Source organism: Arcobacter acticola (genome assembly GCF_013177675.1).
GTDB classification, from domain to species: domain Bacteria; phylum Campylobacterota; class Campylobacteria; order Campylobacterales; family Arcobacteraceae; genus Aliarcobacter; species Aliarcobacter acticola.
The window spans coordinates 775881-790448 of sequence record NZ_CP042652.1 but is presented as its reverse complement, the minus strand read 5'-3'; the positions used below and the strand labels follow the sequence as shown (position 1 = coordinate 790448).

Here is a 14568-nt window from a genome sequence, read left to right as displayed (position 1 = left end):
TCTTATATTTAGAAAGAAATAACAAGCCTTTAGTAGCATTAAAGTAGCACCTATAATTGGGGCTTATTTATGATATTTGTTTTAATTATATTAAAAAGCTATAAGTGAATTAGAATTCATAAATATAGCTTTTTAGTAAAAAATAATTTACTTATTTTTGAATTCTTAATGAGAATATTTTATGTAGTTTTCTAATCAGAAGCATTAAGACTAATCCATCAATCATACTTGCAATAATAAATGAGAAATATTCTGATTGAGTTATTAAACCATAGTTATAAGTAAGCATAGCAATAGCTACAAGAAAAGTTAAAGGCATAGAATCACTCAATGCAAATAACATAGTTTGTTTAAATTTTAGATATTTATAAAATGCTAGATATGAGCTTATCAATCTGATTATTATTATTGCTGCCATAATAAAAAGTGCATGTTTAAATATATCATAAGTTAGCATATCTAGTTTTACAGTTGATCCTGTATAAATGAAAAATATTGGTACGAAAAAACCAAAACCAAAAGACTCAATTTTTTCAATTAAGTCATGTTTTTGGTAAAAGAACATTTTAAAGAAAAGCCCAGCTGCAAATGCTCCAAGAACAACATCAATTTTTAAAGCATACATAATAGCAACCAATATTAATAAACTTGAAATTGAAAATCTAATATCTTGATCAAAGCGATTATTATCAGAATCTGGAACAAGAAATTTTTTTAGTTCAGGATACCACCAAAAAATTATATAAAATAATCGTAGACCTAAAATAGTAAGAATAACAACACCAATTATTGTTAAAATAGAGATGAAAAAGCTTAGATTAAAACCATGTTCAACCCAACCACTAAATAAAGTTAATGCTAGAATACTAATAACTTCACCTACAACACCAATAGATAAAGCAAGATTTAACCATGGTTCATCTTTTCCATATTCTTTAATAAGCATCATAATCATACCAAGTGAGAATATTGGTAATGCTACAAAATAAGTAATTCCAAGATCAAAAAGCCAGCAAATTAAGCCAGAGATACTATATAAAAATACAAAATATAAAATTACATTTATAGCTAGGGTAGCTTTTATTATTTTTACGAGTTTTAAATTTATTTCAAGACCAGCTAGAAACATTAGATATACGAAACCAAATTTTGCAATTAATTTTAATGTTTCATCATCATATATCAAGCCAAAATATCCTGCCATTAAACCTAAGCATATTTCAACAACAACAACAGGTGTTCTAAATAATTTTGATAAAGATGGAGAAAACATAATAATTGAACAAATCGAAATAATTAAAAAAAACTTTTCCACTCTTATCTATCCTATTTATATAATAGGCGGTATTTTATCTAAAATATTTAAGATTTACTCTTCATCACTTTCTTTAATTATCAATCCAGCTTCCCTTAAAAAAGGGCTTGCAATAAAACTCATTTTTTTTATCTTATCAGATCTGGCATAACTTAGATAAAGAATATCTTTTGCTCTTGTAACTGCCACATAAAAAAGCCTTCTTTCCTCTTCTATGCTTCCACCTTTGCTCATAAGTTTTCTATTTGGAAATCTTCCATCCATAAGATCAATTACATAAACTTCTTTGAATTCTAAGCCTTTACTTGCATGAATAGATAAGAGATTTACACCATCTCCTTCACTCATTTCACTTCCACCTAAGATCATTGAATTTATAAATTTTGATAAATCTTGAAAATTTCGTGATAAATTTTTCAAAAGCATTACTTTTCTATTTATTTTTGCAAGTGATTTAGTTTTTTGTGATGGATTAATTGTTCCATCTTTTTGTGTTGCTCTTTTGGTAGATAAAAAATCTTTCAATTTAGAATATGCCATTGATGAAGAGATACTTGTAACTAAGCTTTCTGGATTCTTTGTTCTTCTTAAATGCTTCATTAATAAATAAATATCATATAAATACTTACCACCATCCACATTTAATTTTGGATGTTTTAAAATTGGATTTCCTAAAAACGCCTCTTCAAAATTACAATCTTTAAATTTTGAAATAGAACCTAACTCCATAAAATCATCAAAAAGACCAAGTTGTCTATTTTTAATTTTTCCATTTTCATATGGGTTATTCATATCAGCACGAGGTTGAAATAATCCTTTTAATAAATCCCCATCTCCTAGTTTTATTAATGCATCAAAAACATCTTTTGCTATTGCTTTTCCAATACCTTTTCCATGTTCAACAATATGAATAAATGCCATCATATCATTATGCGTTATTTGCATTACTAAAACATCTAATATAAATTTCACTTCAACTGAATCAAAAAAGCTCATTCCACCTTTTCGTTTTGCAGGAATTGAAAATTCTCTCAAAGTTGCTTCTATTCCATCTGCACTTGAATTATTTCTATAAATAACCGCTATTTCGTTATGTGGTGTTGATGTTTTAGAAATAAGCTCTGATAAATATTGATACTGTGAAAAAAGTTCTCCAAAAGCTAATAATTTTGGTTTATGTTCTGTTTCAGTTCTTACAACTTCTAATTTCTTTTCGTAAACTCTTTCATTATATTCAATAACCTTTGTTGCTAAATCTAAAATAGGTTTAGTAGAACGATAGTTTTTTCTAAGAGTAAAAACCTCAGCATTAGGGTATCTTTTTGCAAAAGTAGAAATAATTCCAATATCAGAACCATTAAAAGCATAAATACTTTGATCATAGTCTCCAACACAAAACAAAGATTTAGGCCTAAAAGAGTCAAGAAGTCTTCCTTGTAAAGGATTTGTATCTTGGTATTCATCAACTAAAATCTCTTTAAATTCAAACTCTTTTTCTTTTAAAGTTTCAAGCATAATTGTTAATAAATCATCAAAATTTGCATATCCGTATTTTGTCTTTAATTCATGGAATTCAGCAACAACATCTTCATAAATCATTGTATATAATTCATGGCTTTCATTTTTTGATTTTATCCATTCACCAAATTCTTCCCCATCATTTGAATTTAAATATAATGAATACATATCATACAAATAACCACCATCATAAGGATTTGCATCTTCATGTCTATCAAAAAATACTCTTTTTTCATAAATTGATTTGAATAATGTTTTTAATTCGTTTGGTTGTTTTAGAGTAATATTTACATTTAACTCTTTTAGAAGTTTGTATGAAACAGAGTGAAAAGTTCCTGCCATTATTTGTTTTGCAATATCTTTTCCAAAAAACTTAGCAACCCTTGCCACCATTTCAGCAGCTGCTTTATTTGTAAAAGTTAAAAGTAAAATTTCATTTGGTTTTACACCTTTGTTTATCAAAGTAGCAATTCTTCCAACTATAGTAGAAGTTTTTCCAGTCCCGGCACTTGCGATTATAAGATTGTATCCATATGGACATGTGGCAGCACTTAGTTGCTCTTGATTTAAATTCGATAAAGGCATGGGATTAGTTTGTTGTATTTGTGAAAAGTTTTATCATTTCGAAATAGTATCATAAAAGTGTTAAGGGAAATTGAAAGAAATAAAAAAAGAGTGGATAAAAATCAACACTCTTTTTTTAACAAGGAAACATAAAAAATTATTTGTCTAAAAATCTAAATCTTAAGGTATTCATAAATAAGTCGCTGCGTCAACCTATCTATAGAAAAATTATAACAAGCCATCATTAACTAAAATATAATCAAGGATTAATGGATAGTTAACTTGACGCTATATTTATAAAATAATATTAACAATTAATACAATAAATTTATTAATTAAATAGTTAACATATAGAAATTTACATTTTTATACATGCTATTTATAAAATTGATTACGATACAATACCATCAATTTATATATTAGAATTAATAAAAAGGTTTACATTTTGGATAAAAACGATTTATCAGAAATAAAACAGAATTTAAAAAATCATATTTTTGAATGTAATGAAATACTTGCTCTTCTAGATTCTAATTCCTTAAACAAAAATCAAGAATCAAAAATAAATACAATTAATAATTTAATCAAGTATAAAAAAAGCGACACAATATCAAGTATGGGAAAAGAAAGAACTTTCATTGAATTAATTAATAGTATTCCTTCTGTAGCAATACAAGGATATGATAAAAATAGAAAAGTTATATATTGGAATAAATCTAGTGAAAATATTTATGGATATACATATTATGAAGCTATAGGAAAATCATTAGAAGAGTTAATAATACCAGAGGAAATGCATATCCCTGTAATCCAAGGAATAAAAGATTGGTTTGAAAATGGAAATGTCATACCATCAGGGGAACTAATACTTAAAAGAAAAGACCAATCCCCCATACATGTTTTCTCTTCACATGTAATGCTAGGAGAAGAATCTTTTAATCCAGAAATGTTTTGTATTGATATAGATTTAACTGAGGTTGCATCTTTAAAAATAAAAAATACTGATTTGGAACAAAAAGCAAATTATGACATGCTCACTAACATTTATAACAGAAATTATTTTGATTCAATGATTGATAAAAAATTTCATCAAATGTTAACTTTAAAACAAGAATTATCTCTAATTATGTTTGATGTTGATTATTTTAAAAAAATTAATGATATATATGGTCATGATATTGGTGATAATGCATTGATTTATTTAGTACAAATTGTAAAAAAAACTATTAGAAAAAATGATATTTTTGTACGATGGGGAGGAGAAGAATTTATATTATTAATTGAAGCAAATTTATCTATGGTAAAAGATATTGCTAATAAACTAAAAAATAATATTGAATTAGAAACATCTAAATTAAAAGACATACCAACATTAACTTGTAGCTTTGGTGTTGTTTATATGGGTGATTTTACTTCTTTTAGCCAAGCGTATAAAACTGTTGACAAAAAACTTTATCTTGCAAAAAAAAATGGACGTAATAGAGTCGAAGTATAGTTTTAAAGAGTTAGGAATATATCAACTAAGAGTTTTTAATCTCTTTGTTGATAATCTTTACTCATATAATCTAAAGCTTAGACAGCTTCGCTTCCTCTTTCTTCTGTTCTGATTCTAACTACTTCATCTAAAGATGAAACAAATATTTTTCCATCTCCGATTTTTCCTGTTTTTGCAGAATTTACTATTGCATTAATTGTAGATTCTACCATTTCATCTTTTACCACTACATCGATTTTTATTTTTGGTAAGAAATCAACCACATACTCAGCCCCTCTATATAATTCAGAGTGACCTTGTTGTCTTCCGTAACCTTTTACATCATAAACGCTCATTCCTGTAATTCCAATTTCTACAAGTGCATCTTTCACATCTTCTAATTTAAAAGGTTTAATTATTACTTCTATTTTTTTCATTATTTACTCTTTTCTATTATAAGTTAAAACCACGTTCACCGTGTACTGATTCATCTAGACCTTGGCTCTCTTTATCTTCATTTACTCTTGCTCCACCTGTTAAGAATGATGCAATATAATAAACAACAATTGTTCCAACTAATGTATATGCACCTACAATTAATGCAGATTCAAATTGAACAAAAATTTGTCCTAATCTATCATCTGAAGCTTTAAGCGGTCCATCCCATAATAAATCTTTATCATTAAGAGCGAAAATACCTGTAGCAATTGCTCCCCATAGACCAGCTAAGAAGTGAATTCCAAACGCATCCAAACTATCATCAAATCCAAGTTTTTTCTTAAGAATAGATACCCCAAAGAAAGCAACGATTGCACCCATAATACCAATGATAAGAGCTCCACCAACGCTTACAAATCCAGCAGCAGGAGTAATAGCAACTAATCCAGCTATTGCACCAGATGCAGCACCTAAAAGTGTAGGTTTTTTGAATATTAAAGATTCAATTGCTAACCATGTAAGAGTTGCAACTGAAGCTGCTACTGTTGTTGTAAGGAATGCTACACCTGCAATTGCATTTGCACCAAATGCAGAACCTGCATTAAATCCATACCAACCAAACCATAAAAGACCAGCACCAACTGCTGTTAAAATAATACTTACAGGTTTCATTGCAACTTTAGAATATCCAGCTCTTTTACCAATTAATAAAGCAAGAACTAAACCAGCAAGTCCACCATTCATATGTACAACTGTTCCACCTGCGAAGTCAAGAGCACCTTCATTAAATAAGTATCCTCCACCCCAAACCATATGTGCAATAGGTGCGTAAACAACAATTGTCCAAATAGCTGCAAATATCATCCATGTAGAAAACTTCATTCTTTCAATAACAGATCCAGATGCAATTGCAATTGTAATAGCAGCAAATGTACCTTGGAAAACAACAAAAATGAATTTAGGATAAAGTTGTCCTAACTCTACACTTGCAAACTCTTTCCAAGAAATACCATCAAGCATTACATGTGAAAAACCACCTATAAATTGATTCATTGAACCTTCCATTGTTCCAAACGCAATAGAAAACCCAGCTACTATCCATGCAATAAATGCAATAGCAAAAGCTCCAAATACCATTGAGTATGTATTTAGAATATTCTTAGATCTTGTCATCCCTCCATAAAATAAAGCAAGACCAATTGGCGTCATTAACATAACTAGCGCCGTAGAAATCATCATCCAAGCAGTATCACCTGAATTAAGAACAGGTTCTGCCTCATCTGCAAATGCTAAAACACCAAATAGAGGCATTGATAAAAGCAATTTTTTCATTCATTATCCTTTGTTTTTTATATAATGAAAATTTATCATATTTTTAGAAACAAAGTACAATACAACTGTATATTAGATATACAGTTGAAATTTTTTTATGATTTAATATCTTATTTTACTTTAAAATTGATAGAACTATGATTTATTATTATTGATTATTTGCTGTAAAAGCTTATAATATCCTATAATCAAAATAGCTATTATATAGGAGAATTGTAGAATACTTATAGCTTTTTGAGCCATAATCCAATGTATAGTAATTAAGATTAAAAATAAATATACTAATTTATGATATTTATTATATTTTTTATACAGTTTTTTTGTGGATGTTATTGCCATAAATAAAATGATAAAGAAAGCAATCATTCCCAAATATATAAAAGGTTTATCTAAAGTTTCTTTTATTACAAATTGAAAATCAAATTGTGCATCTAAGATAATAAAATTTAAAAGATGTAATAAGGCATAAGAAAAGCCTAAAAGTCCTATTTCTTTTCTATATTTCATTAGATTGATTTTTTCTTTTATCAAGGAAATTATTATTGAGAAGAAAACAATTACTGTAGCACTTGCACCTGTAATTGTGTATATATATTTTATTGGATCATTAACATTATCAAAAACAAATAATCTAGTTAATAAATAGATTAATGGAGATAAAATTATTAGATATAAAAATATTCTTTTCATTAGATATACTTTCTTAAATCCATTCCAGAATAAAGTGATGCAACTTCTTTTTCATAACCATTGAACATTAAAGTATCTTGTTTGAAAAAACTTCCCAATACTCTCTCTTTTTTTTGCGACCATCTTGGGTGATCGACATTTGGATTTACATTTGCGAAAAATCCATATTCTCTTGGATTTTCTTTTTGCCATGTATTTAAAGGTTCTTTATCAACAAATGATATTTTAACGATAGATTTAATAGATTTAAATCCATATTTCCATGGAACAACTAGTCTAATTGGAGCACCATTTTGTTTAGGCATTACATCTCCATAAAGTCCAGTTGCAAGAAAAGATAAATCATTCACAGCTTCATCCATTCGTAAACCTTCAATATATGGATAATCAATAACTCCGAATTTTCCTCTTTTTTGATCTGGAAAAACTTCTGGATCAACTAATGTTTCAAATCTTACATACTTAGCACTTGACAAGGGTTTTACTTTTTTGATTAGACTTGCTAGTGAAAATCCATTCCAAGGAACAACCATACTCCAACCTTCTACACATCTAAATCTGTAGATTCGTTCTTCCATTGTAAACATTTTTACTAAATCATCCAAATTTACTTTCATTGGATTTTCTACTAAACCATCTATTGTAACACTCCAATTATCTGTATTTAAAGTATGGGCAATATCTTTTACACCACTTTGACTTGTTGTGAATTCATAAAAATTATTATGGGAAGTAATTTGTTCAAAAGTATTTAATTTTAGATTATCAATATTTTTATCTTTTATAAAATCAAGGGTAATTTTAGGTAAATTTTCTTGGGCAAGAAGTTCCATAATAGCTCCACTTGATACAATTGAAGCAGCACCTAGTTTAATAAAGTTTCTTCTTTTTTCAAATAACTCTTTTGGAGTAACTTCATTCTCACTTATTTGCCAATGTTTTCTTTTGATTATATTCATAACATATCCTTTTAAATTCTAAGCAAATTATAGAAGTTTTATGTAAAGGATATGTTTAGTAAGAGTTTTTATTTTCCTTTTATTAATATGGTTAAATATTTACTTGACCAAACAAGTAATCCCATAATCAATAACACAGCAGTAAGATTTATGAAAAACATATAATCTAATCCAAAGTTTAAAGTAAATGAAGAAAATATTCTTAATAATGCAATAAGTTGAATAGCAATAAAAATAAATATTGCAAAATTATTTGCGTGGGGAGTTGTTCCTGAATGTCCTAATATTACCCTCGTTCCAAAACCTACAAGAAGTGTTAAAAAATACCCTAAAGCCATAGCATGAATAGCTGCTTTTTCGAAAATAATACTTGGGTTATAAAATGCCATTAAACTTTCAACAATTGATATAAAAAAAGCAAATGGAATCCAATAAAGTCCTAGATATAAAACCCACATAATTGCTGGAACTTTAAAAAATGGTAATTTCCATTTTATTAATTCTCTCGTAATCATTACAAATAAAGGAATATCTGCTAATAAATTTAATTTTACATTATCAAAAGACAATAAAACAACTTTGAAAATCAATAAAGCAAATACAATTTCTAGTAAATTTTTACTTTTATTTGGTTTATAATTTGGAGCTTTTGCTGTTGTAAAAAAAGGAATCATTCTTTGTGAAATTACAAATATAACCATAAAAATAAAAAGATAAAATCCAGCGTCTATAGAAAGCTTTGATAAATCATGAGAATAAAGAAATTTTATTTCTGAAATAATAAATAATGTATGAAAAATTAAACCTGCAACAAAAGATATTAAAACCCATTTTGTATCATCTTTTACTTTTACAAGACTTTTGTTGTGTATTGAATAAAGAAGTTTAAAACTAAGTACTTGAGCAATTAACATCATTATTTGAAATACAAAAACTACATCTGAATAAAATATAATTGATAATAGAATCCCTAAAGAACTAATAAAATAAAGAATAAATTGATTCATATACTCTTTTTTATTTATTTCAGCTTGGGTTAAAAATCGTGGAAATACTACAAATAGAAAACCTAAGAAAAATTGAATAAAAATTACAAATACCATAGTATAAGCATGAAATGTTAAAACAGAAGTGTCTAAAATAAGAATGTTCGAATAAGATGCTGTAAATAACATCATAAAAAGAATTAAAAATAAAATACCACTTGTGAAAAATGGTTGGTGTGGTTGAGAAGAAAACTTCTTGTACCAAGCTTGCATAATATCTCCTATAAAAAGTCTAAATTAAAAAAATAAATAATGACTTTGATTTTGAGAGATTATATCAATTTAGAACAGAATATTCCTTGACTATAAACAAGAGATAACTCTTGTTTATTTATTCAAATTACCATAAGCTTTACAAGCTACATCCAGATTCATATCACAAGCTTTACTGAAAAGTTCTGCTGCTTTTGAATTGTCTTTTTTAAGAAAAAGTCCATCAAAATACATAACTCCTAGATTATAACATGCAGATGCATAGTTTAAATCACAAGATTTTTGATAAAGATTTGCAGCTTTTAATGGGTTTTTTTCAACTCCATCTTCTTTTTGGAATTTTATTGCAAGATTGTAACAAGCTTTTGCATGGTCTAAATTACAAGCTTGAGTTAAATAATCAACTGCTTTAAAAGAATCTTTTTCAACGCCATCTTCTTTTTCATACATAATAGATAAATTATAACATGCCGCTCCTACACCATTTTGACAGCTTCTATCATATAAAATTGCAGCTTTTGAAGAATCTGTATTTACCCCTAAACCATTTTCAAACATATATGCAATATTGTAGCAAGCTTCGCTATGACCCTCATCACAAGCTTTTATAAATAGGTTTGCAGCTTTTTCATAATCTCTTTCTACTCTACTTCCTTTGTAGTAAATAAGTGCTGCATTATAACAGCCAACATAAGCGCCACCTTCACAAGCTTCTTCAAATATGTTTAAAGCTTGAAAAACATTTCCTTTGTTATATTCTTCAAATCCATCATTAACTGAAACAGCAGATGAATACTGAAAACACATAAAACAAAATACCATTATTTTAAATAGATTTTTTAGCATCCCTATTCTCCTTTGAATATAATTTAAAATCTTATTATAAAATTATACTACTACTATAAGACATATATTATTAAAATAAACAACTTATTACAAATATTGAGTTAAAATAAAATCTTTTTTAAATTTTTATATCAAAGGAACACATGAATACTTTTTTTACAAAAGATGAGCTAATTAATTATGTTTTTATCATATCTGGTTCTATTATTTTATCATTAGCTTTAGTTGGATTTTTTCTTCCAAATAATATTATCACAGGAGGAACAGCAGGTCTTGCTTTATTACTTCATTTTATTACACCACTTACAATTGGTTCATTAATAGCTTTAATTAATCTTCCTTTATTAATAATAGGAAATAAATATCTTGGAAAAATGTTTACAATAAGAACTATAATTACAATAATTTTAATTTCTTTATTTATTGATTTATTTTCACAGATTATAAAAATAGAAACATTTATTCAAGATACAATTTTAGGTGCTATTTTTGGTGGAATATTTGTGGGACTTGGATTATCATTAGTTATAAAAGGTAATTCATCAGCAGGTGGCTCTACTATCATAGCTAAAATAATATCTTCAAAAACCGAAATTAAAGCTGGTCAAGTTATTTTAGTAATTGACATAATCATAATATTATCTGCTTTATTTATTTTTGAAGATAGAACAAAAATTTTATGGAGTGTTATTAGTATTTATATAACTGCAAAAATGATAGATTATATTTTAACGGGAAGTTTAAACAAAAAAGTTGTTTATTTAGTAACACAGAAAACAGATGAATTAAAACAATTAATAACTCAAGAACTAGGGCCTGAAGGTACTATATTAAAAGGTGAAGGTTTATTTGAAAATCAAGAAAAGAAAATGATTTTAATTGTTGTTGAAGTTACAAAACTACAAAGGCTGAGACAAATAGTTAGACAAAGTGACCCAGATGCGTTTTTAATAATAACAGAAGCTAGTGAAATGTTAGGAAGAGGAAATTAAAAAAAGTAGAAGAAGAAAAGAGTCTAAAAGACTCTTTATCTAAAAATTAGTGACAAGTTCCACAACAAGAAGTTGAAGTTGACTCATTAACAGCTGCTAATGCTGCTTCATAATTTGGCTCTTCTGTAATTTCAGGACAAATTTCTTTGTATGTAATAACACCTGAAGCATTGATTACAAATACTGCTCTACAAGTAACACCAGCTAATGGTCCAGATGCAACTAGTACACCGTAAGATTTTGCAAATGCTTTTGCTCTAAAGTCAGAACCAACAGTTAAGTTTTCGATTCCTTCAGTTGTACAAAATCTTCCCATTGCAAATGGTAAATCCATAGAAACTACGATTACTTCTGCATTTTCAACTTTAGCTGCTGCTTCATTGAATTTTCTAGTTTCAGCAGCACATACTGCTGTATCTAAAGAAGGAACTACAACTACGATTTGAGCTTTACCTTTTTGACCACCTACTTGAACATCTGATAAATCTTTTGCTACTACAGTAACTACAGGAGCTACATCTCCAACTTTTACATCTGTTCCACTTAAAGTAACTTCATTACCTTTTAATTTTGTTGTTGCCATTTTTTTCCTTTTATTTTAATCAAAATATTTTAACGAATTATATTTAAATAGGATAAATTTACTCTTAATTATTTGCAATCAAGAAGTAACTTTTCAAAATGTTACTATTTAACTCTAATTGAATTTTCTTCTAGCACAATTTTATCTTCAGCTAAAAGTTTTGTCAATGATGCTTTAAAAGCTTTTTTACTAATACCAAACCTAGCATTTATATCATCTGCTTCACTTTTATATGTGAAAGGCAATTTTCCACCATTTTGTATTAATACATCATAGACTTTATCACCTGAAACTTTTTGCCCTATTTTTTGTAAAGAGATATCAAGTTTATTATCATCTCTAATATTTTTTACATAGGCTCTTTTTTTGTCACCTATTTTTATATTTTCAAAAATTTCTGAATGAAAAATAATTCCATCATAAGAATTATTTACAATTACTTTATATCCAAGGGGTGTTTTTGAATATAAGATAATTTCAACCTCATCATTTTTTTCTAAATTTTTAATCTCTTTTAATAAATCAAATTTCTCAGAAGCAATTAATCTATCTGTTTTATCATCAAGTTGAAGTTGTAATACCTTTCTATCACCTATATTAAAAGAACTACTTTTTTGTTTATTTTTAGGAACTAATATATGTTTAGGTAATCCAATATCTACAAAAGACCCAAACTTCATATTATCAACAACCTCTAAAGCTGCAAACTCATATAAATAAACATAAGGTTTAAGTGTAGTTGCAACTAGTCTATCTTCACTATCTGTATATATAAATACATCAAGAAAACTTCCTATTTCCATAGATTTTGTAACATATGCATTTGGAAGCAACACTTCTGTTTGGTCATCACTTATTAGATAGATTCCAGGTTCACTCACTCGATTTACAGCAAGGGTATTTAGCTCTCCCACATAGATGTGTTCGTTTATTTGTTTTTCATTCATTTTGGTTTTTCCGTTTCTTTTTTAATTTATTTTATATGTTGGATTCAAAGTTTTAGCAATAGTTTTATGAACTTGAAGTAATAATAATTTATCAATCTCTCCAATTTTCTTATCAAATCTATCTACTGCAAAACTTTTTATCTGAAAACATTCTATTGATGAATCTTTACTTAATCCATTTATATCATCAGGAATAATTTTTATAATCCATGGATAATCAATATAGTGTTCTTTCCATTGGGTAATTGGAACAACTATTTTAATTCCAAACCTGCCTATTCTATCATCATTTACCACAATTGCAGGTCTAAATTTTTGGATTTCGTTCCCAACACTTGGTTCAAAATTCACCATCCATATTTCGCCTTGATTAATATTCAAAGATTTTTCCTTCTGCATTTCCTAATTCTTTTGATAAAGATTGATATTTTTTATCACTAGAAGCAAGTAATGCACCTTTTTCCCATTTCTCCAACTCTTTTTTTTCTAAATAAGCTTCCAAGGCTTCTTTATAAATAGCAGACATTGAAGTTTTTAACTCATCTTTAATATTTACAAGTTTTACTTTTAAATCATGGGGAATTGTAACAGTTATTTTTTCAGCTGTCATATTAAACTCCTTATTTTTATTCTTATTATAACTATGTATTTAGAATAAGTCAATAAGTTCAACTAGAAGAGATTGCTTTTTTCTTGTTCTAGTGTTTTAGCTTATATATTAAGTAGAAAGGAAGATAATTTTAAAGATTTTTAAATGGATAAACGATAGAAAGCTAGAGTAAAAACACTACCTAGCTTCCAAATTTTTGCAATAAAAAAAGTTTTATCTTTTAAATTTAATCAATTTTACAAAAGCTAAAATCACAACTGCAACCATAATAATGCTTGCACCTGAACTAATATCATAAATATATGAAACTACTAATCCTAATATTGTAAAAATCGTAGCTAAAATTGAGCTAATAACCATCATTGTTGATAATCTTGAAGCAAAACTTTCAGCTAGATATGTGGGTATCGTTAAAAGTGCGATTACTAGTATTAGTCCTACTGCTTTTATTGCTGCAACTACGCAAAGAGCAGCTAGGATTAAAATCAAAGTATAAAAGAATTTTACATTTATTCCACGCAATGTTGCAAACTCACTATCATATGAAACTGCTAATATTTGTTTATAAAAAAATACAACTGTAGAAACTATGAAGATATCTAAGGCAGTCATATATATTAAATCATCATTTGATACAGCAATAATAGAACCAAATAAATATGACATCAAATCCACATTATATCCAGGTGTTAAATCCACAAATATAATACCAATAGCCATACCACTAGCCCACATCATTCCAATAATTGCATCTATTCTATTTCTATTATTTAAAGTTATAATTGCAATTATAACAGCTGTTAATACAGCAAAAACAGTAGCTCCAAAAAGTACTGGAAGTCCTAAATAAATAGCAAGTCCTATTCCACCATAAGAGCTATGTGCTATTCCACCTGTTAAGAAAGTGATTTTATTAACAACAACCAAACTTCCAATTATTCCTGCTGCGATTGAGATTAGAACTCCTGCTATTAAAGCATTTTGTATAAAATCGTATTGTAATACTTCTAACATATATATCCTTTAAAATGTCCCATTTTT

Annotated in this window: 15 protein-coding genes; 2 read left to right on the top strand and 13 right to left on the bottom strand. The window is 27.4% G+C overall.

What is annotated here, in order from left to right; genetic code table 11:
- Window positions 1-151: 151 nt before the first annotated feature.
- Window positions 152-1315 carry a cation:proton antiporter gene (locus AACT_RS04085; protein WP_172125198.1) on the bottom strand — a complete coding sequence of 388 codons (1164 nt, stop codon included), beginning with the start codon at window positions 1313-1315 and terminating at the stop codon, window positions 152-154.
- Window positions 1316-1369: 54 nt separating this feature from the next.
- Complete coding sequence (locus AACT_RS04080) at window positions 1370-3418, bottom strand: ATP-dependent helicase (protein ID WP_172125196.1); 2049 nt, start codon at window positions 3416-3418, stop codon at window positions 1370-1372.
- 424 nt (window positions 3419-3842) lie between these two features.
- On the opposite strand from AACT_RS04080, the gene AACT_RS04075 reads away from it, so the two are divergent.
- Window positions 3843-4892, top strand: a complete 1050-nt coding sequence (locus tag AACT_RS04075; RefSeq protein ID WP_172125194.1) for a GGDEF domain-containing protein — start codon at window positions 3843-3845, stop codon at window positions 4890-4892.
- A 77-nt stretch (window positions 4893-4969) separates the two neighbouring features.
- On the opposite strand, the gene AACT_RS04070 is transcribed toward AACT_RS04075, so the two are convergent.
- From AACT_RS04070 to AACT_RS04045, 6 genes are all read right to left on the bottom strand, one after another.
- The gene (locus AACT_RS04070; protein WP_172125193.1) at window positions 4970-5308 is read right to left on the bottom strand and encodes a P-II family nitrogen regulator; all 339 of its coding nucleotides are present in this window, start codon (window positions 5306-5308) and stop codon (window positions 4970-4972) included.
- Window positions 5309-5324: 16 nt separating this feature from the next.
- On the bottom strand, window positions 5325-6641 hold the full coding sequence (locus AACT_RS04065; protein WP_172125191.1) for an ammonium transporter: 1317 nt from the start codon (window positions 6639-6641) through the stop codon (window positions 5325-5327).
- Between the two features lie 135 nt (window positions 6642-6776).
- Window positions 6777-7331 carry a ferric reductase-like transmembrane domain-containing protein gene (locus AACT_RS04060; protein WP_172125189.1) on the bottom strand — a complete coding sequence of 185 codons (555 nt, stop codon included), beginning with the start codon at window positions 7329-7331 and terminating at the stop codon, window positions 6777-6779.
- Complete coding sequence (msrP, locus tag AACT_RS04055) at window positions 7331-8290, bottom strand: protein-methionine-sulfoxide reductase catalytic subunit MsrP (RefSeq protein ID WP_172125187.1); 960 nt, start codon at window positions 8288-8290, stop codon at window positions 7331-7333. Before msrP ends, AACT_RS04060 begins: the two co-directional genes overlap by 1 nt.
- A 68-nt stretch (window positions 8291-8358) precedes the next feature.
- A complete protein-coding gene (locus tag AACT_RS04050; RefSeq protein ID WP_172125185.1) occupies window positions 8359-9549 on the bottom strand; it encodes an NnrS family protein in 1191 nt (396 codons plus the stop codon).
- 114 nt (window positions 9550-9663) lie between these two features.
- Window positions 9664-10395: a tetratricopeptide repeat protein gene (locus AACT_RS04045; RefSeq protein ID WP_172125183.1), complete on the bottom strand. Its 732-nt coding sequence runs from the start codon at window positions 10393-10395 to the stop codon at window positions 9664-9666.
- 143 nt (window positions 10396-10538) lie between these two features.
- Between AACT_RS04045 and AACT_RS04040 the strand changes: the two genes are divergently transcribed.
- Window positions 10539-11387 (top strand): YitT family protein, encoded by an 849-nt coding sequence (locus AACT_RS04040; RefSeq protein ID WP_172125181.1) that lies wholly within the window; start codon window positions 10539-10541, stop codon window positions 11385-11387.
- 46 nt (window positions 11388-11433) lie between these two features.
- Here the strand turns inward: AACT_RS04040 and prx-suh are convergent, their stop codons facing one another.
- The 5 genes from prx-suh to AACT_RS04015 all read right to left on the bottom strand — a co-directional run bounded on the left by prx-suh (window position 11434) and on the right by AACT_RS04015 (window position 14541).
- Entirely contained in the window at window positions 11434-11970 is a 537-nt protein-coding gene (prx-suh, locus tag AACT_RS04035) for a thiol peroxidase Prx-SUH (RefSeq protein ID WP_172125178.1), read from the bottom strand.
- 104 nt (window positions 11971-12074) lie between these two features.
- On the bottom strand, window positions 12075-12917 hold the full coding sequence (locus AACT_RS04030; protein ID WP_228720536.1) for a CvfB family protein: 843 nt from the start codon (window positions 12915-12917) through the stop codon (window positions 12075-12077).
- A gap of 21 nt (window positions 12918-12938) precedes the next feature.
- Window positions 12939-13298 carry a type II toxin-antitoxin system PemK/MazF family toxin gene (locus tag AACT_RS04025; protein WP_216658219.1) on the bottom strand — a complete coding sequence of 120 codons (360 nt, stop codon included), beginning with the start codon at window positions 13296-13298 and terminating at the stop codon, window positions 12939-12941.
- On the bottom strand, window positions 13288-13527 hold the full coding sequence (locus AACT_RS04020; RefSeq protein ID WP_172125174.1) for a hypothetical protein: 240 nt from the start codon (window positions 13525-13527) through the stop codon (window positions 13288-13290). Before AACT_RS04020 ends, AACT_RS04025 begins: the two co-directional genes overlap by 11 nt.
- A gap of 213 nt (window positions 13528-13740) precedes the next feature.
- Complete coding sequence (locus AACT_RS04015; RefSeq protein WP_172125172.1) at window positions 13741-14541, bottom strand: metal ABC transporter permease; 801 nt, start codon at window positions 14539-14541, stop codon at window positions 13741-13743.
- Window positions 14542-14568 lie beyond the last annotated feature (27 nt).

Excerpts from the sequence above, each read along its gene's own strand:
- AACT_RS04065 (WP_172125191.1), bottom strand. The coding sequence starts at position 6,641 with ATGAAAAAATTGCTTTTATCAATGCCTCTATTTGGTGTTTTAGCATTT.
- AACT_RS04045 (WP_172125183.1), bottom strand. The coding sequence starts at position 10,395 with ATGCTAAAAAATCTATTTAAAATAATGGTATTTTGTTTTATGTGTTTT.
- AACT_RS04020 (WP_172125174.1), bottom strand. The coding sequence starts at position 13,527 with ATGACAGCTGAAAAAATAACTGTTACAATTCCCCATGATTTAAAAGTA.
- AACT_RS04040 (WP_172125181.1), top strand. The coding sequence starts at position 10,539 with ATGAATACTTTTTTTACAAAAGATGAGCTAATTAATTATGTTTTTATC.
- prx-suh (WP_172125178.1), bottom strand. The coding sequence starts at position 11,970 with ATGGCAACAACAAAATTAAAAGGTAATGAAGTTACTTTAAGTGGAACA.
- AACT_RS04060 (WP_172125189.1), bottom strand. The coding sequence starts at position 7,331 with ATGAAAAGAATATTTTTATATCTAATAATTTTATCTCCATTAATCTAT.
- msrP (WP_172125187.1), bottom strand. The coding sequence starts at position 8,290 with ATGAATATAATCAAAAGAAAACATTGGCAAATAAGTGAGAATGAAGTT.
- AACT_RS04015 (WP_172125172.1), bottom strand. The coding sequence starts at position 14,541 with ATGTTAGAAGTATTACAATACGATTTTATACAAAATGCTTTAATAGCA.
- AACT_RS04070 (WP_172125193.1), bottom strand. The coding sequence starts at position 5,308 with ATGAAAAAAATAGAAGTAATAATTAAACCTTTTAAATTAGAAGATGTG.
- AACT_RS04050 (WP_172125185.1), bottom strand. The coding sequence starts at position 9,549 with ATGCAAGCTTGGTACAAGAAGTTTTCTTCTCAACCACACCAACCATTT.
- AACT_RS04080 (WP_172125196.1), bottom strand. The coding sequence starts at position 3,418 with ATGCCTTTATCGAATTTAAATCAAGAGCAACTAAGTGCTGCCACATGT.
- AACT_RS04030 (WP_228720536.1), bottom strand. The coding sequence starts at position 12,917 with ATGAATGAAAAACAAATAAACGAACACATCTATGTGGGAGAGCTAAAT.